The organism is Achromobacter sp. 1014246743 (assembly GCF_059760725.1).
This window is the reverse complement of record NZ_JCBANA010000024.1, coordinates 20,134-45,369: the sequence shown is the minus strand read 5'-3', so window position 1 is coordinate 45,369 and position 25,236 is coordinate 20,134. Positions and strand designations below refer to the sequence as shown.

At 64.2% G+C, this 25,236-nt stretch carries 22 protein-coding genes; 16 read left to right on the top strand and 6 right to left on the bottom strand.

The genetic code is table 11. The annotated features are described in order from the left end of the window. Nucleotides 1–33: 33 nt before the first annotated feature. The 8 genes from AC6LJ2_RS12330 (at nucleotide 34) to AC6LJ2_RS12295 (ending at nucleotide 9,261) form a co-directional block, all read left to right on the top strand. Entirely contained in the window at nucleotides 34–1,620 is a 1,587-nt protein-coding gene (locus AC6LJ2_RS12330; protein WP_263915305.1) for an ABC transporter substrate-binding protein, read from the top strand. A 22-nt stretch (nucleotides 1,621–1,642) separates the two neighbouring features. Next, on the top strand, nucleotides 1,643–2,617 hold the full coding sequence (locus tag AC6LJ2_RS12325) for an ABC transporter permease (protein WP_025140394.1): 975 nt from the start codon (nucleotides 1,643–1,645) through the stop codon (nucleotides 2,615–2,617). After that, nucleotides 2,614–3,534 carry an ABC transporter permease gene (locus AC6LJ2_RS12320; RefSeq protein WP_025140395.1) on the top strand — a complete coding sequence of 307 codons (921 nt, stop codon included), beginning with the start codon at nucleotides 2,614–2,616 and terminating at the stop codon, nucleotides 3,532–3,534. Before AC6LJ2_RS12325 ends, AC6LJ2_RS12320 begins: the two co-directional genes overlap by 4 nt. Before the next feature lie 11 nt (nucleotides 3,535–3,545). After that, nucleotides 3,546–4,556: an ABC transporter ATP-binding protein gene (locus AC6LJ2_RS12315; protein WP_498151443.1), complete on the top strand. Its 1,011-nt coding sequence runs from the start codon at nucleotides 3,546–3,548 to the stop codon at nucleotides 4,554–4,556. Next, a complete protein-coding gene (locus AC6LJ2_RS12310; protein WP_498151442.1) occupies nucleotides 4,553–5,572 on the top strand; it encodes an ABC transporter ATP-binding protein in 1,020 nt (339 codons plus the stop codon). The genes AC6LJ2_RS12315 and AC6LJ2_RS12310 overlap by 4 nt, the downstream gene beginning before the upstream one ends. A gap of 120 nt (nucleotides 5,573–5,692) precedes the next feature. Continuing rightward, nucleotides 5,693–6,895 (top strand): M20 aminoacylase family protein, encoded by a 1,203-nt coding sequence (locus AC6LJ2_RS12305; protein ID WP_498151441.1) that lies wholly within the window; start codon nucleotides 5,693–5,695, stop codon nucleotides 6,893–6,895. A gap of 254 nt (nucleotides 6,896–7,149) precedes the next feature. Beyond that, nucleotides 7,150–8,058 (top strand): TauD/TfdA dioxygenase family protein, encoded by a 909-nt coding sequence (locus AC6LJ2_RS12300; protein WP_498151440.1) that lies wholly within the window; start codon nucleotides 7,150–7,152, stop codon nucleotides 8,056–8,058. Nucleotides 8,059–8,331: 273 nt separating this feature from the next. Then, nucleotides 8,332–9,261, top strand: coding sequence for a PLP-dependent cysteine synthase family protein (locus AC6LJ2_RS12295; protein ID WP_498151439.1), 930 nt, complete (start codon nucleotides 8,332–8,334; stop codon nucleotides 9,259–9,261). Between the two features lie 263 nt (nucleotides 9,262–9,524). On the opposite strand, the gene AC6LJ2_RS12290 is transcribed toward AC6LJ2_RS12295, so the two are convergent. From AC6LJ2_RS12290 to rpmH, 5 genes are all read right to left on the bottom strand, one after another. Then, nucleotides 9,525–10,970: a catalase gene (locus AC6LJ2_RS12290; protein WP_263915311.1), complete on the bottom strand. Its 1,446-nt coding sequence runs from the start codon at nucleotides 10,968–10,970 to the stop codon at nucleotides 9,525–9,527. Nucleotides 10,971–11,228: 258 nt separating this feature from the next. Further along, a complete protein-coding gene (yidC, locus tag AC6LJ2_RS12285; protein WP_498151438.1) occupies nucleotides 11,229–12,917 on the bottom strand; it encodes a membrane protein insertase YidC in 1,689 nt (562 codons plus the stop codon). Nucleotides 12,918–12,965: 48 nt separating this feature from the next. Beyond that, nucleotides 12,966–13,289: a membrane protein insertion efficiency factor YidD gene (gene yidD, locus AC6LJ2_RS12280; RefSeq protein ID WP_081821741.1), complete on the bottom strand. Its 324-nt coding sequence runs from the start codon at nucleotides 13,287–13,289 to the stop codon at nucleotides 12,966–12,968. Then, on the bottom strand, nucleotides 13,286–13,657 hold the full coding sequence (locus tag AC6LJ2_RS12275) for a ribonuclease P protein component (RefSeq protein WP_025140407.1): 372 nt from the start codon (nucleotides 13,655–13,657) through the stop codon (nucleotides 13,286–13,288). The genes yidD and AC6LJ2_RS12275 overlap by 4 nt, the downstream gene beginning before the upstream one ends. 114 nt (nucleotides 13,658–13,771) lie before the next feature. After that, a complete protein-coding gene (rpmH, locus tag AC6LJ2_RS12270) occupies nucleotides 13,772–13,906 on the bottom strand; it encodes a 50S ribosomal protein L34 (protein ID WP_006228069.1) in 135 nt (44 codons plus the stop codon). Between the two features lie 403 nt (nucleotides 13,907–14,309). Between rpmH and dnaA the strand changes: the two genes are divergently transcribed. From dnaA to AC6LJ2_RS12245, 5 genes are all read left to right on the top strand, one after another. Further along, entirely contained in the window at nucleotides 14,310–15,767 is a 1,458-nt protein-coding gene (gene dnaA, locus AC6LJ2_RS12265) for a chromosomal replication initiator protein DnaA (protein ID WP_263915314.1), read from the top strand. A 2-nt stretch (nucleotides 15,768–15,769) separates the two neighbouring features. Then, nucleotides 15,770–16,879: a DNA polymerase III subunit beta gene (gene dnaN / locus AC6LJ2_RS12260; protein ID WP_263915315.1), complete on the top strand. Its 1,110-nt coding sequence runs from the start codon at nucleotides 15,770–15,772 to the stop codon at nucleotides 16,877–16,879. 94 nt (nucleotides 16,880–16,973) lie between these two features. Then, entirely contained in the window at nucleotides 16,974–19,421 is a 2,448-nt protein-coding gene (gene gyrB / locus AC6LJ2_RS12255) for a DNA topoisomerase (ATP-hydrolyzing) subunit B (RefSeq protein ID WP_263915316.1), read from the top strand. Nucleotides 19,422–19,811: 390 nt separating this feature from the next. Further along, entirely contained in the window at nucleotides 19,812–20,438 is a 627-nt protein-coding gene (locus AC6LJ2_RS12250) for a SatD family protein (protein ID WP_498151437.1), read from the top strand. A 29-nt stretch (nucleotides 20,439–20,467) separates the two neighbouring features. Beyond that, nucleotides 20,468–20,893 carry a hypothetical protein gene (locus AC6LJ2_RS12245; RefSeq protein ID WP_445657877.1) on the top strand — a complete coding sequence of 142 codons (426 nt, stop codon included), beginning with the start codon at nucleotides 20,468–20,470 and terminating at the stop codon, nucleotides 20,891–20,893. Between the two features lie 70 nt (nucleotides 20,894–20,963). Here AC6LJ2_RS12245 and AC6LJ2_RS12240 read toward each other — a convergent pair whose 3' ends face one another. After that, the gene (locus tag AC6LJ2_RS12240) at nucleotides 20,964–21,887 is read right to left on the bottom strand and encodes a LysR family transcriptional regulator (RefSeq protein ID WP_263915319.1); all 924 of its coding nucleotides are present in this window, start codon (nucleotides 21,885–21,887) and stop codon (nucleotides 20,964–20,966) included. Between the two features lie 314 nt (nucleotides 21,888–22,201). Between AC6LJ2_RS12240 and AC6LJ2_RS12235 the strand changes: the two genes are divergently transcribed. Genes AC6LJ2_RS12235 through AC6LJ2_RS12225 form a run of 3 tightly spaced genes read left to right on the top strand, consistent with a single transcriptional unit; the run spans nucleotide 22,202 to nucleotide 25,225 of the window. Continuing rightward, nucleotides 22,202–22,888 carry a hydrolase gene (locus AC6LJ2_RS12235; protein WP_175192292.1) on the top strand — a complete coding sequence of 229 codons (687 nt, stop codon included), beginning with the start codon at nucleotides 22,202–22,204 and terminating at the stop codon, nucleotides 22,886–22,888. Nucleotides 22,889–22,909: 21 nt separating this feature from the next. Further along, entirely contained in the window at nucleotides 22,910–24,502 is a 1,593-nt protein-coding gene (locus AC6LJ2_RS12230; protein ID WP_498151436.1) for an MFS transporter, read from the top strand. A gap of 18 nt (nucleotides 24,503–24,520) precedes the next feature. Next, nucleotides 24,521–25,225, top strand: a complete 705-nt coding sequence (locus AC6LJ2_RS12225) for a pirin family protein (RefSeq protein WP_263915322.1) — start codon at nucleotides 24,521–24,523, stop codon at nucleotides 25,223–25,225. Nucleotides 25,226–25,236: the final 11 nt, after the last annotated feature.

The window sequence follows — 25,236 nt, the reverse complement described above, 5'->3', positions numbered from 1 at the left end:
GTTTAAAACCCAAAACAGCTCAGGGAGATCACGATGGCATATCGGTTTTCGCGTGCGTTGGCCTGCGGTTCGGCCGCGGTGTTGCTGGCTTTCGGCACCTTCAGTTCGGCGCTGGCGCGCGATCTGGTGATTGCCCTGAAAACCGAGCCGTCGTCGATGGATCCGCAGTATCACGCGCTGACGCCGAATACGCAGATCTCCCAGACCATCTTCGATACGTTGGTCGCGACCGACGCCCAGCTCAAGCCCGTGCCGGCGCTGGCCGAGTCCTGGACCGTGGACGGCAAGGTGTGGACGTTCAAGCTGCGCCCCGGGGTGAAATTCTCGGATGGCACGCCGTTCACCGCCGAAGACGTGGTGTTCACGTACGACCGCGTACCCAAGGTGCCGAACAGCCCGTCGCCGTTCACGCTGTATCTGGGGTCTGTCGCCAAGACGGAAGCCGTGGATCCGATGACGCTGCGCGTGACCACCAAAGAAGTCGCGCCTAACCTGCTCGTGAACCTGGCGCAATTGCCGATCATGTCCAAGAAGGCCGCATCGGGGCCGGCAGCCGAAGGCAAGACGACGACGGAACTCAACAGCGGCGATGGCCTGGTGGGCACCGGCCCGTACAAGTTCGTGTCGTGGAAACGCGGCGCGGAATTCGTGCTGGCGCGCAATGAGAACTACTGGGGCAAGAAGCCGACCTGGGACAAGGTGATCTACCGCCCGATCAGCAATGCCGCGGCGCGCGTGGCGGCGCTGTTGGCCGGCGACGTCGACATGATCGAGGATCCCCCAACCGATGACCTGCCCAAGCTGAAGGGCGACAAGAAGCTGTACGTCGAAGAGACGCCGTCGGTACGTGTGGTGTACGTCGCGCTGGATCAGTATGCCGAGCCCTCGCCCGGCATCCAGGGCACCGACAAGAATCCGATGAAGGACAAGCGCGTGCGTGAAGCGCTGTCCCTGGCGATCAACCGTGAAGCGCTGGTGGAACGCGTGATGGGCGGCGTGGCATTGCCGGCCGGCAACCTGCTGCCCTACCCCATGTTCGGATCGAGCAAGGAACATTCCAAGGCGCCCAAGGCTGACGTCGAAAAGGCGAAAGCGCTGCTGAAAGAAGCGGGTTATCCCAACGGCTTCTCTATCACGCTGGGCTCGCCGTCGGGCCGCTACGTCAACGATTCGAAGGTGGCGCAGGCCATTGCGTCGATGTGGACGCGCATCGGCGTGAAGACCAGCGTGGATGCGATGGCGCCGCCGGTTTTCTTCAAGAACCGCGACAGCTATGCGTTCTCGGCCTATCTCGCGGGCTGGTCGGTGACCAGCGGCGAGATGTCCAATGCGTTGACGTCGTTGCTGGTGACGCGCAATCCCGAAGCGGGCCTGGGCACCACCAACCGCAGCCGCTATTCGAATCCGAAGATGGACGAGCTGGTGAAGGAAGCTTCGTCCACGATGGATGACGCCAAGCGTGCGGAACTGTTGTCGCAGGCCAGCAATATCGCGATGGACGACTACGCGATGCTGCCGGTGCACTTCGAACTGTCGGTGTGGGCGATGAAGAACGACATCCGCTACCAGGGCCGTCCTGACCAGGTGACGCTGGCGCAGTTCGCGACGCTGAAGAAGTAATGCAGTCGTTGGGCAGGTTCCCGTGTTAGCGACAATCGTACGAAGGCTGCTGCAAACCATCGTCGTCATGCTGGTGATGTCGGCGTTGGTGTTCGCCGGCATCTATATGGTGGGCGACCCGGTATCGATGCTGGCCAGCCCGGAGGCTACCGAGGCGCAACGCGCCGCCATTCGCGCGTCACTGGGCCTGGATCTGCCGCTCTGGCGGCAGTACCTGATCTTCATGGGCCAGGCGGTGCGCGGCGATTTCGGCAATAGCTTCCTGACTGGCGAGCCGGCCATGCACTTGATTCTCGAGCGCATGCCGGCCACCGTCGAGCTGGCCTGTGTGGCCATGCTGCTGTCGGTGCTGATCGGCGTGCCGCTGGGCATCCTGGCCGGGCTCAAGCCCAAGGCGCCGGGTTCGCGCGCCATCATGACGGGTTCGGTGCTGGGCTTCTCGTTGCCCAACTTCTGGGTCGGCCTGATGCTGATCATGGTGTTTGCGGTGATGCTGGGCTGGGTGCCGGCGGGCGGTCGCGGCCAGACGGTCAGCATCGGGTCGCTGCAGTTGAGCGTGTTGACGCTCAATGGCTGGCTCAGCCTGGCCTTGCCGGCGGCCACCATCGCATTCGCCAAGTGCGCCATGATCATCCGCGTGACGCGGGCGGCCACCCGCGAGGCGCTGCCGATGGACTACATCAAGTTCGCGCGCGCCAAAGGCTTGTCGGAAAAGCGCGTGCTGGGCGTGCACCTGCTCAAGAACATCCTGATTCCCGTGGTCACGGTGGCGGGTCTGGAATTCGGGCAGGTGATGGCGTTTGCCGTGGTGACCGAGACCGTCTTTTCGTGGCCGGGCATGGGCAAGCTGCTGATCGATTCCATCATCAACCTGGACCGCCCGGTGGTGGTGGCATATCTGCTTCTGATCGTGTTTTTCCTTGTCATGCTGAACCTCGTGGTGGACATCATCTATACGGTGCTGGACCCCCGCGTACGCCTGGATAGCCGCCGATGAATACGCCCGCGACCGCAAGCGCGCCGCCCGCCGCGGCCAAGGAGCAGACGCCCTGGCGCCGCTTCGTGGCGGACTTCTTTGCCAGCAAGCTGGCCACGCTGGGCCTGGTGATGCTGGTGGTGATCGTCGGCGCGGCGCTGCTGGCCCCGTGGATCGCACCGCAGAATCCGTACGACCTGGCGTCGCTGGACATCATGGATTCCAAGCTCAAGCCCGGCAGCGAAAGCGGCGATGGCGCCATGCGCTATTGGCTGGGCACCGATGGCCAGGCGCGCGATCTGTTGTCGGCCATTCTGTACGGCATGCGCACCAGCCTGATGGTGGCAACGGTGTCGGTGCTGGCGGCCTTCGGCATTGGTGCCACGGTGGGCTTGATCGCCGCATACTTTGGCGGCCGCATCGACGCGCTGCTGATGCGGATTGTGGATATCCAGCTGTCGTTTCCCGCGATCCTGGTGGCGTTGATGCTGCTGGCGATCCTGGGCAAAGGTGTGGATAAGGTGATCATCGCGCTGATCGTGGTGCAGTGGGCCTACTTTGCCCGCGCGGCCCGCGGCGCGGCGCTGGTCGAGCGCGGCAAGGAATATGTCGAGGCGGCGCGCTGCATGTCGCTGTCGTGGGGCCGGGTGCTGTTTCGCCATGTGTTGCCCAACTGTATGCCGCCGCTCATCGTGATCGCCACGATCGACCTGGCGCACGCCATCGCGCTGGAAGCCACGCTGTCGTTCCTGGGCGTGGGGGTGCCGGTGACCGAGCCGTCGTTGGGCATGCTGATCTACAACGGCTTCGAATACCTGCTGTCGGGTCAATACTGGATTTCGTTCTTTCCCGGCATCGCGCTGGCGCTGGCCATCATCGCCATCAACCTGGTGGGCGACCACCTGCGCGATGTGCTCAACCCGCGCCACGCGAATTGAGGGCGGACGCGATGCAGACCCAAGCTGTGGAAAAGCCGCTGGCCACGCCAGGCCCCGTGCTGCAGGTGCACGGACTGAAGACGCATTTCTTCACGCGTAACGGCGTGGTGAAGGCGGTGGATGGCGTTGACCTGACCTTGGCCGAGGGCGAGATCCTGGGGCTGGTGGGCGAGTCGGGATCGGGCAAGAGCATCACGGGCTTTTCGTTGATGGGCCTGCTGGACGAGCCGGGCCGCATCGTCGACGGTGAATTGCGCTTGAATGGCGAAGACCTGCGCGGCGCATCGCCGGCGCGCTGGCGCCAGCTGCGCGGCCAGGAGATCGCCATGATCTTCCAGGATCCGATGATGACGCTGAACCCGGTGCTGCGCGTCGATACGCAGATGATCGAGGCGGTGCAGGCGCATCACAAGGTGTCGCGCGACCAGGCCCGCGACCGGGCGTTGCAGACCTTGACGATGGTCGGCATTCCGTCGCCGCAGGAACGTTTGCGCGCTTATCCACATCAGTTGTCCGGCGGCATGCGCCAGCGCGTGGCGATCGCGATTGCGCTGCTGAATTCACCGCGCCTGATCATCGCGGATGAGCCCACCACGGCGCTGGATGTGACCATACAAGGGCAGATTCTGTTCGAAGTGCAGAAGCTGTGCCGCGAGACCGGCACGGGCCTGATCTGGATCACGCATGACCTGGCGGTGGTGGCGGGCCTGGCCGATCGCGTGTCGGTCATGTATGCCGGCCGCGTGGTGGAAACCGGCAGCACGCAGGATGTGATCAGTCACCCGATGCACCCGTACACACATGGCCTGATCGCGTCGATTCCCACGCCCGAATCGCGTGGCCGTCCGCTGGTGCCGATTCCCGGCATGACGCCATCTTTGCTCAACCTGCCGCAAGGCTGTGCGTTCCGGGGGCGTTGCCCGCGTGCGAGCGACGCCTGTCTGGTCGAGCCGCAGCCTGTTGAAGTCCGCCCGGCGCAATGGGTGCGCTGCTGGCATGCCGGAGACCCTGACATCAAATGAGCGCAGCAGAACGCGGCGCCGCCGCCCCCATCCTGTCCCTGCGCGGTGTGGAGTTGCGATTCACGCAACCGGTGGACCTGGCCGGACGCATCGCCAACCTGTTGGGGGCTGGCCTGAAGACGCAAGTCGTGCACGCCGTGGCCGGGGTCGACCTGGACGTGCAGCCGGGCGAGGTGATCGGCATCGTCGGCGAATCGGGCTGCGGCAAGTCGACGCTGGGCCGCATCGTGTCCGGCATCTTGCCGCCCTCTTCCGGCGAGGTGCACTACCAGGGCCAGGCCGTGAAGGCCATGACAGGACAGCAGCGGCGCGCCTACGAGCTGGGCGTGCAGATGATCTTCCAGGACCCGTACGCCTCGCTCAACCCGCGCATGCGGGTGCGCGAGATCATCGGCGAGGCGCCGGTGGCGCATGGCTTGATACGGACCCGCGACAAGGCCGACTACGTCGCGGGCCTGATGCGGCAGGTGGGGCTGGACCCCAGTTTTGCGCAGCGCTATCCGCATCAATTCTCGGGTGGCCAGCGCCAGCGCATCGGCATCGCGCGGGCATTGGCGCTCAAGCCATCGGTGATCGTCTGCGACGAGGCGGTAGCGGCGCTGGACGTGTCCATCCAGGCGCAGGTGCTGAACCTGTTCGAACAACTGCGCGACGACCTGGACCTGACGTACCTGTTCATCAGCCACAACCTGAGCGTGGTCAGCCATATTTCGGATCGCGTCGCCATCATGTACCTGGGCCGCGTGGTCGAACTGGCGCCGACCGACATGGTGTTCCAGCGCGCCAACCATCCGTACACGCAGGCGCTGCTGAAGGAACTGCCCACCTTGACGCCCGGGCGCCGCAGTTACCAGCCTATCAAGGGCGAACTCCCGTCGCCGCTGGATCCGCCCAGCGGCTGTGCGTTCCACCCACGTTGTCCACAGGCGATGGCGCGCTGCAAGGCCGAGCGGCCGCTGCTGCGCGAGATCGCGCTGGGGCAGTTCAGCGCCTGCCATCTGAACGACGCGAGCTGACCCTCATCCGTAACAGGGCTGGACGCGGCGGGTGGCCAGCGCGAGAATTTCTGCGATAGTGTGTCTACACAGACGTTGCATTTTTCGAACCGACATTCCACCTCCAGCTTATCCACAGCCATGAAAACCCTAGCCGAAATCGAACGCGTCCACGGCGATTTGACCGCCCTGCGCCGTGATATCCACGCCCATCCCGAACTGGCCTTCCAGGAAACGCGCACGTCGAACCTGGTGGCCGAGCGCCTGCGCGAGTGGGGGCTGGAGGTGCACACCGGGCTGGGGAAAACCGGCGTGGTGGGTGTTTTGCGTGGCGGCAACGGCGGCAAGACGGTAGGCCTGCGCGCCGACATGGATGCGCTGCCCATGCCCGAACACAACCGCTTCGCGCACAAGTCGACCATCAGCGGCCGCATGCATGGCTGTGGCCACGATGGCCACACGACGATGCTGCTGGGTGCGGCCCAGTACTTGTCCAAGCATCGCAATTTCGATGGCACGGTGGTGTTCATCTTCCAGCCCGCCGAAGAAGGCGGCAATGCCGGCGCGCGCGCCATGATGCAGGACGGGCTGTTCGATCGATTTCCGTGCGATGCCGTGTTCGGCATCCACAACATGCCGGGCATGCCGGTGAACCAGTTCGGTTTCCGCTCCGGCCCCACCATGGCGTCCAGCAACCGCTGGGACATCGTCATCAAGGGCGTGGGCGGCCATGCCGCGCAGCCGCACGCGTCGGTCGACCCGATCATCGTGGCCGCCGACATGGTGCATGCGCTGCAGACCGTCATCTCGCGCAGCAAGGATCCGCTGGAGCAGGCCGTGCTGTCGATCACGCAGATCCACGCGGGCGACGCCTACAACGTCATTCCCGGCGAAGCCGTGCTGCGCGGCACCGTGCGCACCTATTCGGTGGCGGTGCTGGACAAGATCGAGGCCGACATGCGCCGCATTGCCACGACGCTGCCGCAGGTGTACGGCGGCACCGGCACGCTGGATTTCGTGCGCGCCTATCCGCCGCTGGTGAACTGGGAAAAAGAAACCGCGTTTGCCGCGCAGGTGGCCGAAGACGCCTTCGGCGCCGAGAACGTGGTGCGCGAAATGCCGCCGTTCATGGGGGCGGAAGACTTTTCCTTCTTCCTGGAAGCGCTGCCTGGCACGTACCTGTTCCTGGGCAACGGCGACGGCGATCACCGCATGGAAAGCTATCACGGCATGGGGCCGTGCCAGCTGCACAACCCCAACTACGACTTCAACGATGCCTTGCTGCCGGTGGGCGCGACGTACTGGGTCAAGCTGGTCGAGGCCTTCCTGCCCGCGCAGAAGTGATTTTCCTCGCATCCTGGCGGCGGATTCGCTCTGCCGTTCAGCCATAAGCGCTATTAGCTTATGCGTGCAGCACATGAAGCCGCCCACCTTCCCCCGGGCGGCTTTTCTATATGACGGGAAGCTTTGTTCAAACGCCGATATCTTCGTTTGAGATACAAGGCGCGCTTTCCATAATCGATCATTCCTGATCCGCCCGTGAGCGGATCGCAGAGCCAGCGCGGGCGGTATTGCCGCCTTGCGAACCGGAGCGATCGATGTCCCAGAGCAATGCCCTGCGGCGTGTGGAGGCCAGCCCCGCCGCCGCCCAATCGCAGACGTTCGAGCTGCGGCCCCTGCCGGGCCCGGTTGGCGCGGAGATCATCGGCCTGGACCTGTCGCGCGAGCTGACATCGGCCGATTTTTCGCGGGTGCACCAGGCGCATCTGGACCATCATCTGCTGGTGTTTCGCGACCAGCGCATCACGCCGCAGCAGCACATCGATTTCAGCCGCCGTTTCGGCCGCCTGATGATTCACGTGCTGCACCAGTTCCATCTGGCCGGACACCCTGAAATCCTGATCGTGTCCAACATCGTCGAAGACGGCAGGCCTGTCGGTCTGGGCGATGCCGGCAAGTACTGGCATTCGGACATCTCGTACAAGGCACTGCCCAGCCTGGGTTCGCTGCTGCATGCGCAGGAGCTGCCGGCTGAAGGCGGCGATACGCTGTTCGCCAACATGCACCTGGCCTACGACACGCTGCCCGCGGCGCTGCGCAGCGCCATTGAAGGCAAGCGTGCGGTGCATTCCTACCTGGCCAAGTACGGCCAGCTGCAAAAGGAAGGCAACTGGCGCCCCAACCTGAGCGCGCAGCAGGTGGCGCAGGTGCAGGAAGTGGTGCATCCGGTCGTGCGCACGCACCCGGAGAACGGACGCCGTGCGCTGTTCGTCAGCGAAGGCTTCACGACCCGCATCGAAGGCCTGCCGGAAGACGAAAGCCGGCAACTGCTGGACGAACTGTTTGCGCACAGCATCCGGCCGGAACATCTGTACCGCCACCGCTGGCAGCCGCATGACCTGGTGTTCTGGGACAACCGTTCGCTGATCCACCTGGCCGGCGGCACGCCCGACCATCTGCGCCGCAAGCTGTACCGCACCACCATCGAAGGCGATGTGCCGGTCTGACATCGGACCGTTTTTCGCCACCCTGCTTATCCACAAGGACCGCCATGCGTCTCTCTCCTGATCTACGTGAACGGCTCGTCCGCACCGCGACCGGCGCCGGCCTGGCGTTGGCGCTCGCCCTTGTCGCCCTCGCCTCACCTACGCCGGCAAGCGCCGCCCAAGCGGGTCAGGCCGATCTGCCCGCGGTGTCCGCCTCTCTACAATAGGTCTCGTCGCTCGCGATCCTGGCCCGTGCCACCGCGGAGCCAGCCGCGCGAGCTTTCCGGGACCGATATGCTGCTTGCCACTTCCTCGATCGACCTGATCGGCAATACCCCGCTGGTAACCCTGGGCCGCATTCACGACGGCCCTGGGCGCATCGTCGCCAAGGCGGAATTCCTGCAGCCCGGCGGCAGCGTCAAAGACCGTGCTGCCCGCGCCATTCTGCTGGCCGCGCGGTCGGATGGCCGGCTTCAGCCGGGGATGCCGGTGGTGGAAATGACCAGTGGCAACATGGGGGCGGGTCTGGCCGTGGCCTGCGCCGCGCTGGGGCATCCGCTGGTGGTGACGATGTCTGCCGGCAACAGCCCTGCCCGCGCCCGCATGCTGGAAGGCCTGGGCGCCGAGGTGGTGCTGGTGGCGCAAGTGGATGGCGCCCCCGGGCAGGTCACCGGTGCCGACGTGCAGGCCGCCGCTGATGTCGCGGCTCGCATCGCGGCCGAACGCGGCGGCTTCTATGTGGACCAGTTCAACGCCGTCGAATGCATTGCGGCGCACGAAGCGGGCACGGGCCGGGAAATCCTGGATCAATTGGGTAGTGCGCCGGATGGCTGGGTCGCAGCCGTAGGCACGGGTTGCACGTTCATGGGCGTGGCGCGCGCATTGAAGGCGGCCAATCCGGCGACCGTGTGCGCGGCGGTCGAGCCGCAGGGCAGCGAAGTGCTGGCCGGCGCGCCCGTCATGAAGGCTCGCCACGTGATCCAGGGCACCAGCTACGGCGCCGTGCCGCCCCACTGGGATGCCACGCTGATGGACCTGAGCCTGGCAGTAACCGATGACGAGGCCGAGGACTGGCGCCGCCTGCTGGCCGTGCGCGAGGGGCTGTACGTGGGGTTTTCGGCCGCGGCCAACGTGTGCGCGGCGGTGAAGCTGTTGCAGTCCGGACGGCTGCGGCCGGACGCGACGGTGGCTACCGTGTTGTGCGACACCGGCTTGAAGTATTAGGCCTGGGATACCCGATTCAACGCAAGATCGGGTCAATGTTGGCCGAAGCTGTGGATATCCCTGTGAAAGTCCTGTGGATTGCCTGTGAAAGGCTTGTGGATAAAAAAGAATAACTTTCCACCCCACCCTCTGGGGATAAGTCGCTGGCAGGGATTTTCGGAGTCTTTCGGCGCCAAACGGCAAGGCAGCAATGAAAACGGGCGGCCCGAAGGCCGCCCGCCAGGGCCACGCAGTCAACACCGCGCGGCATCCGTGCTGGTGCGTTACAGCTTCAGGCCCAGCGCCTTGGCCACGCCCGCGGCATATGCCGGGTCGGCCTTGCGGAAGTGCTCCAGCTGACGGCGCTGGATTTCCTCGGGCACGTCCGCCATGTGGCGGCCGATGTTGCCGAACAGCAGTTCCTGTTGCGCCGGCGTCATCAGGCGGAACAAGGCGCCCGGCTGCGAGTAGTAGTCGTCGTCCACGCGGTGGTTCCAACGGGCCGCGGCCTGGCCGTCCAGCGCCAGCGGCGGTTCGCCCGCGGACGGGGTTTCCTTCCATTCACCGGCGCTGTTGGGCTCGTAGTTCAGCGTGCCGCCGGCATTGCCGTCCACGCGCGATGCGCCATCGCGGTGGTAGCTGTGGAACGGGCAGCGCGGCGCGTTCACCGGAATCTGGTGGTGGTTGATGCCCAGGCGGTAGCGATGCGTGTCGCCATACGAGAACAGACGGCCCTGCAGCATCTTGTCCGGCGAGAAGTCGATGCCCGGCACCACGTTGGCCGGCGTGAAGGCGGCCTGCTCGACTTCGGCGAAGTAGTTTTCGGGGTTCTTGTTCAGTTCCAGCACGCCCACGTCGATCAGCGGGTAGTCGCCATGCGGCCACACCTTGGTGAGATCGAACGGGTTGATGTGGTAGGTCTCGGCTTCGGCCTCGGGCATGATCTGCACCTTCAGCGTCCACTTCGGGAAATTGCCCTGTTCGATGTTGTTGAACAGGTCGCGCTGCGAGCTTTCGCGGTCGTGGGCCACCACTTGCGCGGCTTGCTCGTCGCTCAGACAGGCAATGCCTTGCTGCGACTTGAAGTGGAACTTCACGTAGAAGCGTTCGCCGTTGGCGTTGACGAAGCTGAAGGTGTGCGAGCCGAAGCCATGCTGCTGGCGCAGGTTGGCGGGAATGCCGCGGTCGCTCATCAGGATGGTGACCTGGTGCAGCGATTCGGGGCTGAGCGACCAGAAGTCCCAGGCGGCGGTGGCGCTGCGCAGATTGGTCTTGGGGTCGCGTTTCTGGGTGTGGATGAAATCGGGGAACTTGAGCGGGTCGCGGATGAAGAATACCGGCGTGTTGTTGCCCACCAGGTCCCAGTTGCCCTCGTCGGTATAGAACTTGATGGCGAAGCCGCGCACGTCGCGTTCGGCGTCGGCCGCGCCGCGTTCACCGGCCACGGTCGAAAAGCGCAGGAACAGCGGGGTTTGCTTGCCCACCTTCGAGAAGATGCTGGCGCGGGTGTAGCGCGAGATGTCGTGGGTGACGGTAAAGGTACCGTAGGCGCCCGAACCCTTGGCGTGCACGACGCGTTCCGGGATGCGTTCCCGGTCGAAATGGGCGAGCTTTTCGATCAGCCAGAAGTCTTGCAGCAGCGCGGGGCCCCGTGGGCCCGCGGTCAGCGTGTTGTTGTTGTCGGCCACCGGGGCGCCAGAGGCGGTGGTCAGAGGCTTCTTGTCGGTCATGGCAACTCCCTACGTAATTCCTGGAATGCGCGGCGACTGGGCCGGCGCGCGCAACGTGATGGATACCGCCCCGGACATAGCCGGCCGGGGAATATCTCCGACACATCATAGGGGTCTATGTTTCCACTGTGAAGTTGATTGAACTAGTAAATTTGATTGAAAATAACTATCGTTGGTGCGGCATGCACCCCGTCGCCGCCTGAACGCAGGCGAAAAAAAACCGGCCTCAGGAGGCCGGTTTTTCGTGGCGCGAAGCGATCAGCGGCTGGCCGCGGCTTCTGCCTTGCGCTGCATGGCGCGGGTAATGGACCACTGCTGGGCGATAGACAGGGTGTTGTTGACGCACCAGTAGAGCACCAGGCCGGCCGGGAAGAAGAACATCATCCCGCCGAACACCAGCGGCATGATCATCATGACCTTGGCCTGGACGGGGTCCGGGGGCGTCGGGTTCAGCTTGATCTGCAGGAACATGGTGGCCATCATGATGGCGGGCAGAATGAAGAACGGGTCGCGGATCGACAGGTCATGAACCCACAGGATCCAGGGCGCGCCGCGCATTTCCACGCTGGCCAGCAGCACCCAGTACAGCGAGATGAACACCGGGATCTGCACCACCATCGGCAAGCAGCCGCCCAGCGGGTTGATCTTTTCGGTGCGGTACATCTCCATCATGGCCGCATTGAGCTTCTGCTTGTCGTCGCCGTACTTTTCCTTCAGGGCCTGCAGGCGCGGGGCGACCTGCTTCATGCGGGCCATCGAGCGATAGCTGGCGGCGGCCAGGGGGTAGAACAGGGCCTTGATCAGCACGGTCAGGGCGACGATGGTCCAGCCCCAGTTGCCCAGGATGGAGTGCAGCCAGGTCATCAGCGTGAACAGCGGCTTGGCGATGATGGTCAGCCAGCCGTAGTCGACCACGAGTTCCAGGCCGGGGGCGAGTGCCGCCATGGCCTTCTGGTCTTGCGGGCCGACCCACAGGTGCGAATCGACGCGGGCAGCGGCGCCCGGGGCGATTTCGCCAACGGCTTCGATGGTGCGGGCGGCGTACAGGTTCTTCTGCACTTCCAGCACTTCGTTGCTGCGCGGCTTGCCTTGCGGCGGCACCCAGGCGGTGGCGAAGTAGTGCTGGACCACGGCGATCCAGCCGTTGTCCGTCTGCTTGATGTAGTTGGCCTTCTTCTTTTCGATGTCGGCGAAGGTCATCTTCTGGAACTTGTCCTGTTCCGAGTAGACGGCGATGCCGGTGAACGTGTGATAGAAGCTGGAGGTGTCGGCCGGGTCGTTGCCGTCGCGCTCGAGCTGCAGGTACAGCGCGGGCGTCACGGGGGCGGCGCCGACGTTGGCCAGGTCGTGGCGCACGTCGATGTCGTAGCGGCCGCGATGCAGGGTGAAGGTCTTGGTGACCTTGACGCCGCCGGATTCGGCTTCGAACGTCACGTCCAGGTTGTCGCCGGTGAGCTGGCGATCGGTGGAGACGACGCGGAAAGGCGTCTGGTGCGTCGGGAAGCTCTGGCCGTTGCTTGCGCCGACCACGCCGGTCTGCGCGACGTAGTTCAGGCCTGCGGCGCGATCCAGCAGCACGGTGGGCTTGTCGGGTTGGCCGGTGGCCGGGTACTTCAGCAGCTCGGCGCGCACCAGTTGGGCGCCCAGCGTGTCGAATGTCAGGCGCAGCACGTCGGTGGTGATGACGACTTCTTCCGAGCGCGTTGGGGCCGGCGTGGCGGCGCCCGGCACGGCCGAAGGCGCGGGAGCGCTGGCGGCGGTGGGCGCATTGGGCACCGAAGGCGTCGCGTTGTTCGCGGCGGCCGGCGTGCCGTTGGCGCTCGTGCTGGCCGCGGGCGTGGGGCCCCCGAACAACGACGGCTTGCCGTTATGGATCTGCCAGTTGTTCCAAAGGAGCAACAGCGAGAAGGAAAAAATCATCCAGAGGACGGTTCGTCGGATATCCATGGTGCCTACTGAAGTGAATACGGGCCAGCAAAGCCCGCCAGTTTAGCGTCAATCGTGCTCGGTGCGGTGGCCATGGGAGCAGCAAGCGCCGCCGTTGGTTCCCTTGGCCGGCGGAACCGGGTCCCAGCCACCGGGCGTCCAGGGATGGCACCGGCCGATGCGCCGGACCATCAGCCAGAAGCCGCGCCAGGGACCGTGGCGTTCGATCGCCTCGATCGCGTACGCCGAGCAGGTCGGGGTAAAGCGGCACTGCCGGCCGATCCAGGGGCTCAGGAAGAACCTGTAGAACCGGATCGGGGCAATGAGTATTGCGGCCCCCACGGATCGCCCGCGTCGCGGACGGCTTGCCTGCCGGGGGGATGGGCCGTTCATCGCGCGATCCGCTCGAAGTGAGCGTCCGCTTCGGCCCTGGCCGCACGTTTGAGCGCGGTGAGCGTGGCGGGCGCCACCTTGCAGTGCAGCCGCACGACGTAGTCTTTTGCCGGAAGCGCCAGGCGCCGGTGACGGAACGCCTCGCGGATGACCCGCTTCAAGGCATTGCGCGTGGTGGCGTGGGCGGCGAACCGCTTGGCGATCACCAGGCCCAGGCGGGCACAGGCGTCCTGGCCGGGAGGCAGATCGTTGGGAGCGGCGCTCACAACGAAAAACGCCCCTCGGGCAAGACGCCGGCCTTTGAGGGCGGCGGCGAACTCGGAGGGGCGATGCAGCCGCGCCTCCGGGGGAAGCGTGGAGCGCGGCATGGACTGCGGGTCAGGCGTTTGCGCGGAACCGGGACGGGATTGCGAGAGGTCTTGCAATATGGCCGGTCCGTGCAAAAAAGTCAGGCTTCCGGCAAAAGACCGGAAACGCGGGACTTAGACGGCCAGACGCTTGCGGCCCTTGGCGCGGCGGGCGCTCAGGATGGCGCGGCCAGCGCGGGTTTTCATGCGCACGCGAAAGCCATGGGTGCGCTTGCGGCGGGTAACGGAAGGTTGGTAGGTACGTTTCATGGACGATCCACAAAAAGAACAAAAGTCAGAAGGGACCTGCCCGGAGGGTTCCTGGTCGCAGATCCAAAGCGGGTATCTAGTAAGCGATTCTGCCGCGTCATGGCACGTGAAGTGCAAAAACGCCAGCAAAAACAGACTTGTAGACGGGGCTTGGGGCCGGGGATTCCCCGGGCGACCTATTCAGCAAGGCCAGGATTCCAGGCGAACGCCAGTGTAGCGCTCGCGGTGATACCGGGCCTTCTGCGAAACCTTCTGACAGACAGAATTCGGAAAAGCCCACCATTTCAGCAAGTTTTCCCTGTCTTGTCAAACAGTTAAGGGGGCGGCATGTGCAGGCTTATGCCCTACCCTGTGGATAACCCATGCCCAGGCAAGGTAGAATCGAGGTTTGAATAAGAGCGACATGAAAGAATTCTGGCAGACCTGCGTCAGTCGTCTTGAGCAGGAACTCCCCCCCCAACAAATCAGCGCGTGGATACGACCGCTGGTCCCGCTTGCGTATGACGAGACGCAGGCGGTGCTGCGCGTTGCCGCCCCCAACCGGTTCAAGCTGGACTGGGTGCGCAAGAATTTCTCCCACCAGATCGAAGCGTTGGCCGCGGAGTGGTTCGAGCGTCCGGTACAGGTTTTGTTCGAGTTGCCCTCGCAGGGCGCGACGCCGCGCATGCCTGTCGCGCCCGTGCGCGCCCAGCAGCCCGCGCAAACGCCACTGTCCGGTGCCACGCCGTCAGGCGGCGCACCGCCCGGCATGGCCGCGCAGCCCGCCGCCCCGGCAGCCCCCGCCCCCAGTGCGGGCGCGGCTGCCGTCAATGCGGATGCCGCGAACATCGTGTACGAGCGCTCGCGCCTGAACACCGACCTGACGTTCGAGAACTTCGTGACGGGTAAGGCGAACCAGCTGGCGCGCGCTGCCGCACTGCAGGTGGCCGAGAACCCGGGCACGTCGTACAACCCGCTGTTCCTGTATGGCGGCGTGGGCCTGGGCAAGACCCACTTGATCCACGCCATCGGCAACGCCATGGTGGCGGCGGGTACCGGCGTTCGCGTGCGCTACGTGCATGCCGACCAATACGTGTCCGACGTGGTCAAGGCATACCAGCGCAAGGCGTTCGACGATTTCAAGCGCTACTACCACTCGCTGGACCTGCTGCTGATCGACGACATCCAGTTCTTCTCCGGCAAGAACCGCACGCAGGAAGAATTCTTCTATGCGTTCGAGGCGATGGTCGCGCAGCGCAAGCAGATCATCATCACCAGCGACACGTACCCGAAGGAACTGTCGGGCATCGACAGCCGCCTGATCTCGCGCTTCGATTCCGGCCTGACGGTCGCGATCGAGCCGCCCGAGCTCGAGATGCGCGTGGCGATCCTGCTGCGCAAGGCCGAGTCCGAAGGCGTGCCCATGCCCGAGGAAGTGGCGTTCTTCATCGCCAAGCACTTGCGCAGCAATGTGCGCGAACTTGAAGGCGCGCTGCGCAAGGTGCTGGCCTACGCCCGCTTCCATGGTCGCGACGTGCTGACGGTGGACGTCTGCAAGGAAGCCCTGAAGGATCTGCTGTCCGTGTCCAATGGGCAGATCACCGTGGAAAACATCCAGAAGACGGTGGCGGACTTCTACAAGATCAAAGTGGCCGACATGTATTCGAAACGCCGGCCGGCCAATATCGCGTTGCCGCGCCAGGTCGCCATGTACCTGGCGAAGGAGCTGACCCAGAAAAGCCTGCCGGAAATCGGTGACCTGTTCGGTGGTCGTGATCACACCACCGTCCTGCACGCCGTACGCAAGATTTCCGACGCCCGCGCAAAGCAAGCGGAGCTCAACCATACCCTGCACGTGTTGGAACAAACTCTAAAAGGATGACCATGCAACTCGTACAAACCACACGCGATGCATTGCTGAAACCGCTGTCGACCGTGGCGGGCATCGTCGAAAGACGCCATACCCTGCCCATCCTGGCGAACATCCTGATGCGCAAGGAAGGCAACAAGGTTGCCTTCATTGCGACCGACCTCGAAGTACAGATCACCACGCATGCCGACTTCGGCGTGGGCCACGACAACGAGTCCACCACCGTTGCGGCGCGCAAGCTGCTCGACATCCTGAAGGCCCTGCCCGATACGGGCGACGTGCGCCTGGCGCTGGCCAGCAACAAGCTGTCGGTGCAGTCGGCCAAGAGCCGCTTTGCCCTGCAGACGCTGGCCGCCAGCGAATTCCCCACCGTGGCCCAGCCCGAACAATGGGACGTGTCGCTGACCATGCCGCAGCGCACGCTGCGCCACCTGTTCAACATGGTGCACTTCGCCATGGCCCAGCAGGACATCCGCTACTACCTGAACGGCATGCTGCTGGTGTTTGAACCGGGTCGCGTGCGCGCGGTTGCCACCGACGGCCACCGCCTGGCCCACTGCTCCACCGAAGCAGACGGCATCAGCGAACGCCACGAAGTGATCGTGCCGCGCAAGACCGTGCTTGAAATGCAGCGCCTGCTCGAAGACTCCGACGAAGTCGTGTCGATCGACGTGGCGCCGGGCCAGATCCGTTTCCGTTTCGGCGACGTCGAGCTGGTGTCCAAGCTGGTCGAAGGCAAGTTCCCCGATTTCACGCGTGTGATTCCCACGAATTACACGCGGCACTTCCTGGTGGGCCGCGAAGCCCTGCAGGGCAGCCTGCAGCGCGCGGCCATTCTCACCACCGACAAGTTCAAGGGCGTGCGCCTGCAGCTGGCGCAGAACCAGATGAAGATCTCGTCCTCGAACGCCGAGCAGGAAGAGGCCCAGGAAGAAATCGACATCGACTACGGCCACGAGCCGCTGGACGTGGGTTTCAACGTCGGCTATCTGCTCGACGTGCTGGCCAACGTCAAAGTGGACAACATCCAGTGGTCGGTCATGCCCGATGCCAACGCGTCGGCGCTCATCACCTTGCCCGAAGACGACCAGTTCAAGTACGTCGTCATGCCCATGCGGATCTAAGTCCGCGCTCATGTGGGTTTGTGCCGCCACGGGCCTGATGGCTCGTCGGCGGTCCGGCCGCCAGGCCGTTCTTTAAAGCGTTATCGATACAGACATGTCAGATCAGCAGAACACCACTCCCGAGAACGGCGGCTACGGCGCCGACTCGATCAAGATGCTCAAGGGGCTGGAGGCCGTGCGCAAGCGCCCCGGCATGTACATCGGGGACACGTCCGACGGCACCGGCTTGCACCACATGGTGTTCGAAGTCGTCGACAACGCCATTGACGAAGCGCTGGCCGGCTATTGCGACGATATCGTCGTCACGATCCACACCGACAATTCGATCTCGGTCACCGACAACGGCCGCGGCATCCCCACGGATATCCACAAGGACGATGAATTCCACCGCAGCGCGGCGGAAATCGTCATGACCGAGCTGCACGCGGGCGGCAAGTTCGACCAGAACTCGTACAAGGTGTCCGGTGGCCTGCACGGCGTGGGCGTGTCTTGCGTGAACGCCTTGTCCGAATGGCTGCGCCTGACCATCCGCCGCAACGGCGAAGTGCACCAGATGGAATTCCGCCAGGGCGAGCGCGTTGCGCCCCTGGCCGTGACCGGCACGACCGACAAGCGCGGCACCGAAGTGCGCTTCCTGGCCGACCCGATCATCTTCAACAACATCGAATACCACTACGAGATTCTCTCCAAGCGCCTGCGCGAGCTCTCGTTCCTGAACAACGGCGTCAAGATCCGCCTGATCGACCAGCGCCAGGGCAAGGAAGAGAACTTCGCCTTCTCGGGCGGCGTGAAGGGCTTTGTCGAATACATCAACCGCGCCAAGACCGTGCTGCACCCGAACGTGTTCTCGGTCAGCACCGAGTCCGCCGCGGGCGGCGTGTCGGTGGGCGTGGAAGTGGCGATGCAGTGGAACGACAGCTACAGCGAAAGCGTGCTGTGCTTCACCAACAACATTCCGCAGCGCGACGGCGGCTCGCACCTGACCGGCCTGCGCGCGGCGATGACCCGCATCATCAACAAGTACATCACCGACAACGAGCTGGCCAAGAAGGCCAAGGTCGAGACGTCCGGCGACGACATGCGCGAAGGCCTGGCCTGCGTGCTGTCGGTGAAGGTGCCCGAGCCCAAGTTCAGCAGCCAGACCAAGGACAAGCTGGTGTCCAGCGAAGTGCGTCCGGCCGTCGAAGAAGCCGTGGCGCGCACGCTGGAAACCTGGCTGCTCGAACACCCGAACGACGCCAAGGCCCTGTGCAACAAGATCGTCGAAGCCGCTCGTGCCCGCGAAGCCGCCCGCAAGGCGCGCGAAATGACGCGTCGCAAGAGCGTGCTGGAAGGCGCCGGCCTGCCCGGCAAGTTGGCTGACTGCCAGGAAAAAGATCCGGCGCTGTGCGAGCTGTACATCGTCGAGGGTGACTCCGCAGGTGGCTCGGCCAAGCAAGGCCGCGACCGCAAGTTCCAGGCCATCCTGCCGCTGCGCGGCAAGGTGCTGAACGTGGAAAAGGCGCGCTTTGACCGCCTGATCGCCAGCGAACAGATCGCCACCCTGATCACCGCGCTGGGCACCAGCATCGGCCCCGACTTCAACGTCGACAAGCTGCGCTACCACCGCCTGATCATCATGACCGACGCGGACGTGGACGGCGCGCACATCCGCACCCTGCTCCTGACGCTGCTGTACCGCCAGATGCCCGAGCTGGTGCAGCGCGGCTACGTCTACATCGCGCAGCCGCCTCTGTACAAGGTCAAGGTTGGCCGTGAAGAACGCTATCTGAAGGATGCCCAGGAGGAAGCGCAGTTCATGCTGCAGCTGGCCCTGAAAGACGCCGAGATCATCTCGGGCGGCAACATCATCCGCGGCGAAGAGCTCAGCGACCTGGCCCGCCAGTACGTGGCGGCTGATGGCGTGATGGCCCGCCTGGCGCGCGTGTTCGACGTGGCGGCGTTGTCGGCCATGGCCGAGGGCGTCGAGATCAACCTGGATTCGGCCGAAGCCGCCGCCGATTCGGCCAAGCGCCTGGCCGATGCCATGCGTGACCCGGTCAGCGGCAACGGCGTGGACGTCGTGCCCGAGTTCGACGAAGCCACCGAACGCCACCGCCTGTCGGTGCAGCGCATGCACCACGGCAACGTGCGCGTCAGCATCATCGACGCCGACTTCGTCAACGGCAGCGACTACGCCATCCTGTCCAAGGCCGCCAAGAGCTTCTCGGGCAAGGTCGGCCCGCGCTCCCTGGCCGCTCGTGGCGAAGGCGACAAGCGCAAGGAACAGGTTGTGTCCGACTTCCGCGAAGCCATGCAGTGGCTGCGCAGCGAAGCCGATCGCAGCATCTCCAAGCAGCGCTACAAGGGCCTGGGCGAAATGAACCCGGAACAGCTGTGGGAAACCACGATGGACCCGAAGGTGCGCCGCCTGCTGCGCGTGCAGATCGAAGACGCCATCGCGGCGGACGAAGTCTTCACCACGCTGATGGGCGACGACGTCGAACCGCGCCGCAACTTCATCGAAGCGCACGCGCTTTCGGCGGGCAATATCGACGTTTGATCGCTGGCGGTCAGACCATCATCGAGCGGCCCGCCCGGGCTGCGGGATGACATAAGAAGGGGCTGCTCAGGCAGCCCCTTTTTTTTGTCGGGTTTGGTCTGTTCTCGCCCTGCCGATAGATTCGATCAGGAGTACCAAAAATGGGCTACATTACAAAAATAGCCCAAATATGGGTTAATTATGTAACTTTTTTTGGGTTCTCATGGCATATGCCTCCAGGCCACACTTGGCCAGTAACTTCGTCTTCTACTTTGCGCCATGGCTGGTCGGACGTAGTCATTTTTCGGAGAATGGCTCTTGTAATGGAAGGAGGTGCATTGTGAATTCAATGACCCACGATGAATGCAAGGTCAGCCAACGATGACATCTCGATATTCGCACACCGTTGTCATGGGAGACCTCGTATCCAGTGAGCGCTCGCCCTCAGTGCCCGACTTGCATCGCGTATTCAATGAGGTGATCGATCAGGTCAATGAAGACGATCAGCGCAAGCTCGTCTCGCCGCTCACGATCACACTGGGTGACGAATTCCAAGGCATTTGTGCGAATCTGTCCGATGGTCTGGCGCTGTTGCGAAAGCTCAGGGCAGGCATGCTGCTCAAGCTGCTCGAATGCCGGTTTGTGTTGGGTGTCATCTCTTTGGAAACACCCATCAACAACGATCGGGCATGGAACATGATGGGGCCGGGTCTTGCAGCGAGTCGCAAACGCCTTGCTGACAAGCGAGACGGCAACGCATACCGTTTTGTATTGCCGGATCAACCAACCGTACAGATTCTGATGGACGGTGTGGGCGCTGCGGTGACAGATATCGAGAGTGATTGGACCGATCGCCAAAGGCAGGTCATTTTGTTGTCGGAGCGAAAGGCGGTCGGAGATCTGGTGACTCAGCTCGGAATGTCTACGGCCACCTACTACAAGATTCGACGAGCCGGCCGTTTCGAACTCTATGAACACGAGTGGCGTGCGTTGACGGAAAGCGCCGCGGCGCTGGACAGGCATTACGGACTACTATGACCTGCGAGTGGGTACTATCGATCGCTTCAATGATTGTCGCGGTATTTCTGCTGACTGCCGCCGGCAACAGAATTTGCAAGCGGATGCTCGAGTGGAGCGGGCTGATCACCGCCATGAAGAACAAGCTCCAGCAGGCGAATTCCGGTCCTGCTGGTGAGGTGCCCGCGGCGTCGCCATTGATCAGTCATCCCAGGGTGGGTCACTTGATAGGCAGCCTTGAGCGACTGCTTATCGCCGCAGGTGTGTTGGTGGGGGCGTGGGAAATTCTGGTTGCGGTCATTGCGCTGAAGACAGTGGCTCGCTTCAAGGAACTGGATCAGAAGCTCGACGCGGAATATTTTCTGGTCGGTTCTCTGTTCAGTTTGGTCTGGGCCATCGTCATCACGTACGGTTGGATGGGGTTTGACCACTTCTTGGGACTTGATCTGCCAGCCGAACTCAAGCGTTCCAAGTAGTTCATATGCCATGTCATCGAGGGGCCGCAGGTGCGGCCCCTCTTTTCATTGATCAGGTCCTGCGGGACGACTACCCCTGCACGTCATTCGCCCACGGCTCGGCCGTCAGGCGCTGCGCCAGGTATTCGATCAGCGCCTGCACCCGGGCCGGCCGACGGCGCCCCGGTGGCGTGACGATGTGCAGGGCGATGGGATCCACCTGCCAGTCTTCCATGGCGATTTCCAGGGCGCCGGATTGCAGGTCTTCCCAGGCCAGGAATTCGGGCTGCAGCGCCAGGCCCATGCCGGCCCGCAGCGCGGGCGCCAGGGCTTCGGCGTTGTTCACGTTCAGGTGCACCGGCAAGGCTTGCGAGAACTCGCCGTGCTTCTCGTGGCGAAAGCGCCAGCTGGCGCCGTTGCGGGCGTACATGTATTGCAGCGCGGTGTGCTGCGCCAGGTCGCGCGGGTGCTTGGGTTTGCCTGCGCGCTTGAAGTAGCCAGGCGCGCCCACCAGCAGGATGCGCACCGAGCACAGGCGCCGCGCCAGCAAGGTGGAATCCACCAGGTTGGAGATGCGCAGCGCCAGGTCGAAGCGTTCGGACACCAGGTCGGCCTGCTTGTCGTTGAATTCGATCTCCAGGCCCACGTCGGGATGCGCCTGCATGAAGGGCGGCAGCATCGGCGCCAGGTGCGTGACGCCGAATGACATGGGCGCGGCCAGGCGGATCTTGCCGTGCAGGCTGGTGGATTTTTCCGTGACCTCGGCTTCGACCGCTTCGCCCTCCTCGAGGATGCGGGCGGCCCGCTCCAGCGCCGCGTAGCCGGATTCGGTCAGGGTCATGCTGCGTGAGGTGCGATGGAACAGCGTGGTCTTCATCCGGGCTTCCAGCCGGGTGATGGTCTTGGAAACCGTGGCCTGGGCGATAGAAAGCTCGGCGGCGGCCTTGGCGAACGACCCGGTCTCGGCAACCTTGGCGAAGATCGCCCACCCTTCCAGATCGGGCAATTTATTCATCGTGCACTCTCATGTATCAGTTCGCGCCGATGATAGCGGCTGGCTATTGCCCATACAAGAACGCCTTGCAAAGCGTCACGCATTGGTGGGCTGCCAGAGGGATCATGCAAAAAATGGAATGGATGCAATTCCATGTTGCGGATTCTCAGCAGACGTGCGGATCCCTAATATGTCTCTACCGACTGACGACGCAAACGGAAGCTTCAAACGGCACTTCCGCTACCGCCCAAGCGGCGCAGGCCCGGATGGCCAGCCAGTACTCCGAATTCACTTTGCCGCCTTTATTGACCGATTCCTTGAAAGAGAGCCCCACCATGTCGAACCGCAAATACCTCGAAGTCCTGACCCCCGAAAACAGCCAGATCATCTTCATCGATCAGCAGCCGCAGATGGCATTCGGCGTGCAGTCGATCGACCGCCAGACGCTGAAGAACAACGTGGTGGGCCTGGCCAAGGCCGCGCGCACCTTCAACATTCCCACCACTATCACCACGGTGGAAACCGAGAGCTTCTCGGGCAATACCTTCCCCGAACTGCTGGCCGTGTTTCCGGACAACAAGATCCTGGAGCGTACCTCGATGAATTCGTGGGACGACCAGAACGTGCGTGACGCGCTGGCCGCCAACGGCCGCAAGAAGGTCATCGTGGCGGGCCTGTGGACGGAAGTCTGCAACACCACGTTCGCCCTGTGCGCCATGCTGGAAGGCGACTACGAAATCTACATGGTGGCCGACGCCTCGGGCGGCACCTCGGCCGATGCGCACAAGTACGCCATGGACCGCATGATCCAGGCCGGCGTGGTGCCGGTGACCTGGCAGCAAGTGTTGCTGGAATGGCAGCGTGACTGGGCCCGCAAGGAGACCTATGACGCCGTGACCGCCATCGTCAAGGAACACTCCGGCGCGTACGGCATGGGCATCGACTACGCCGTGACCCACGTCCACAAGCTGGCCGAGCGCGTGCAGCACGGCGAACGCATCGGCCCCAACCCCGCCAAGTAAATCCGGATCCAGGAGCGCACCGTGCCAGACCAGAAGAACCCATCCGCGGGAGGCAGCTTCGTGGCGCTGCGCCAGCCCGTGTTTGCCGTGTTGTGGGCGGCCACGGTGCTGGGCAACGTCGGCAGCTTCATGCGCGACGTGGCCAGCTCCTGGCTGGTGACGGACCTGTCCGCCAGCCCGACCGCCGTTGCCCTGATCCAGACGGCGGCGACGCTGCCGATCTTTCTGTTGGCGATTCCGGCTGGCGTGCTGTCGGACATTCTGGACCGGCGGCGTTTCCTGATATTCGTGCAGCTGCTGCTGGCCTCGGTCAGCGGTACGCTGCTGGTGCTGTCGCACTTCGGCGCATTGACGGTGGATTACCTGATTGCACTGACCTTCGTGGGCGGTATCGGTGCGGCGCTGATGGGGCCGACCTGGCAGTCCATCGTGCCTGAACTGGTGCCACGCGATAACCTCAAGGGCGCGGTGGCGCTGAACTCGCTGGGCATCAACATTGCCCGCGCCATCGGCCCGGCCGCGGGCGGCCTGATATTGGCCAGCTTCGGCGCCGCGGTGACCTACGGCATGGATGTGCTGAGCTACGTCTTTGTCATTGCCGCGCTGCTGTGGTGGAAGCGCCCGGCCGCTACCGACAGCGCCCTGTCGGAGAACTTCCTGGGGGCCTTCCGCGCCGGCCTGCGCTATACGCGGGCCAGCAAGGAGCTGCACCGCGTGCTGCTGCGCGCCGCTGTGTTCTTCCTGTTCGCCAGCGCCGTGTGGGCCCTGCTGCCCCTGGTGGCCCGGCAGATGCTGGGCGGCACCGCCGGTTTCTATGGCGTGTTGCTGGGGGCGGTGGGCGCCGGCGCCATCATCGGCGCGCTGGTGATGCCCCGGGTGAGCGCGCACCTGGATACGGACGGGCTGGTGCTGCTGGCCTCGGTGGTCAGTGCGGCCGTCATGGCGATGCTGGTGTTTGCGCCGCCCAAGTGGCTGGCCGTGCCGCTGCTGGTGTTGCTGGGCATGGGCTGGATCACCGCGCTCACGACCTTCAACAGCGTGGCCCAGGCGATTCTGCCGAACTGGGTACGTGGCCGCGGGCTGGCCGTGTACCTGATGGTGTTCAACGGCGCGATGGCGGCCGGCAGCCTGGGCTGGGGCCTGGTGGCCCGCGAGATCGGCGTGCCCTACGCCTTGGCGGTCAGCGCCGCCGGGCTGGTCGTGGTGGCGCTGCTGTTCCACCGTGTCCGCCTGCCGGTGGGCGAAGCGGATCTGCAGGCGTCCAACCACTGGCCCGAGCCGCTGGTTGCGGAGTCGGTGACCAACGACCGCGGGCCGGTGCTGGTGCAGGTGGAATACCGAATCCGCCAGGAAGACCGTGCGGCGTTTCTGGATGCAATGAAGCGCCTGTCGCAGGAGCGGTTGCGTGATGGGGCCTATGCCTGGGGCGTGGTCGAACACACGAACGATCCGCAGCGCGTGGTGGAGTGGTTCTTCGTGGAGTCGTGGGCCGAACACCTGCGCCAGCATCACCGGGTGTCGCATGCCGATGCCGACCTGCAGGCCGAAGCGCTGCGCTTTCATGCGGGGCCCGGCAAACCGGAAGTGCATCACTTCCTGACGTTGAAACACTGATATCCAAAGAGGCCAGCCATGATTGAGCGCCGACCGCTTGAAACCCTGGGCCACGCCCGCCGCGGCTGGCTCGATGCCAAACACCATTTCTCGTTCGCGGGCTACCAGGACCCCAAGCGGATGCGCTGGGGGGCGCTGCGCGCCTGGAACGATGAGACGATCGCGGCGGGGGCGGGCTTTCCTCCCCTGCTGCAGACGGACATGGAAATCATCACCTGCGTGCGCGAAGGCGCGCTGACCCACGAAGACGACCTGGGCAACCGCGGCCGTACCCGGGTCGGCGATGTGCAGGTGATGAGCGCGGGCAGCGGCGTGACGCACGCCGAGTTCAACATGGAAGGCGGACCGGCGCGGGTGTTCCAGATCTGGATCGAGCCGGACCGCCGCGGCGTGCCGCCCAGCTGGGGCCGCAAGAGCTTTGCCGGCGAGGCCTGCAACGGCCAGTTCATCACGCTGGCCAGCGGCATGGAAGGCGACGACGATGCGTTGCCGATCCGCAGCGACGCACGCGTGCTGGCGGTTGCGCTGAAGGCCGGGCAAGCGGCCACCTACCGTTTCGCCGAAGGCGCGCGTCGTGGTTACCTGGTGGCTGCCAAGGGGCGCTTGACCGTCAATGACATGCCCGTGGATGGCGGCGATGGCGTCGCCATCCACGATGAAACCGACTTGCGCATCATGGCCCTGGACGATGCAGAAGTCCTGTTGGCCGATACGCATGCCTGATCCTACCCATC

Excerpts from the sequence above, each read along its gene's own strand:
- AC6LJ2_RS12330 (WP_263915305.1), top strand. The coding sequence starts at position 34 with ATGGCATATCGGTTTTCGCGTGCGTTGGCCTGCGGTTCGGCCGCGGTG.
- AC6LJ2_RS12320 (WP_025140395.1), top strand. The coding sequence starts at position 2,614 with ATGAATACGCCCGCGACCGCAAGCGCGCCGCCCGCCGCGGCCAAGGAG.
- AC6LJ2_RS12315 (WP_498151443.1), top strand. The coding sequence starts at position 3,546 with ATGCAGACCCAAGCTGTGGAAAAGCCGCTGGCCACGCCAGGCCCCGTG.
- AC6LJ2_RS12310 (WP_498151442.1), top strand. The coding sequence starts at position 4,553 with ATGAGCGCAGCAGAACGCGGCGCCGCCGCCCCCATCCTGTCCCTGCGC.
- AC6LJ2_RS12305 (WP_498151441.1), top strand. The coding sequence starts at position 5,693 with ATGAAAACCCTAGCCGAAATCGAACGCGTCCACGGCGATTTGACCGCC.
- AC6LJ2_RS12300 (WP_498151440.1), top strand. The coding sequence starts at position 7,150 with ATGTCCCAGAGCAATGCCCTGCGGCGTGTGGAGGCCAGCCCCGCCGCC.
- AC6LJ2_RS12295 (WP_498151439.1), top strand. The coding sequence starts at position 8,332 with ATGCTGCTTGCCACTTCCTCGATCGACCTGATCGGCAATACCCCGCTG.
- AC6LJ2_RS12290 (WP_263915311.1), bottom strand. The coding sequence starts at position 10,970 with ATGACCGACAAGAAGCCTCTGACCACCGCCTCTGGCGCCCCGGTGGCC.
- yidC (WP_498151438.1), bottom strand. The coding sequence starts at position 12,917 with ATGGATATCCGACGAACCGTCCTCTGGATGATTTTTTCCTTCTCGCTG.
- yidD (WP_081821741.1), bottom strand. The coding sequence starts at position 13,289 with ATGAACGGCCCATCCCCCCGGCAGGCAAGCCGTCCGCGACGCGGGCGA.
- AC6LJ2_RS12275 (WP_025140407.1), bottom strand. The coding sequence starts at position 13,657 with ATGCCGCGCTCCACGCTTCCCCCGGAGGCGCGGCTGCATCGCCCCTCC.
- rpmH (WP_006228069.1), bottom strand. The coding sequence starts at position 13,906 with ATGAAACGTACCTACCAACCTTCCGTTACCCGCCGCAAGCGCACCCAT.
- dnaA (WP_263915314.1), top strand. The coding sequence starts at position 14,310 with ATGAAAGAATTCTGGCAGACCTGCGTCAGTCGTCTTGAGCAGGAACTC.
- dnaN (WP_263915315.1), top strand. The coding sequence starts at position 15,770 with ATGCAACTCGTACAAACCACACGCGATGCATTGCTGAAACCGCTGTCG.
- gyrB (WP_263915316.1), top strand. The coding sequence starts at position 16,974 with ATGTCAGATCAGCAGAACACCACTCCCGAGAACGGCGGCTACGGCGCC.
- AC6LJ2_RS12250 (WP_498151437.1), top strand. The coding sequence starts at position 19,812 with ATGGGAGACCTCGTATCCAGTGAGCGCTCGCCCTCAGTGCCCGACTTG.
- AC6LJ2_RS12245 (WP_445657877.1), top strand. The coding sequence starts at position 20,468 with ATGATTGTCGCGGTATTTCTGCTGACTGCCGCCGGCAACAGAATTTGC.
- AC6LJ2_RS12240 (WP_263915319.1), bottom strand. The coding sequence starts at position 21,887 with ATGAATAAATTGCCCGATCTGGAAGGGTGGGCGATCTTCGCCAAGGTT.
- AC6LJ2_RS12235 (WP_175192292.1), top strand. The coding sequence starts at position 22,202 with ATGTCGAACCGCAAATACCTCGAAGTCCTGACCCCCGAAAACAGCCAG.
- AC6LJ2_RS12225 (WP_263915322.1), top strand. The coding sequence starts at position 24,521 with ATGATTGAGCGCCGACCGCTTGAAACCCTGGGCCACGCCCGCCGCGGC.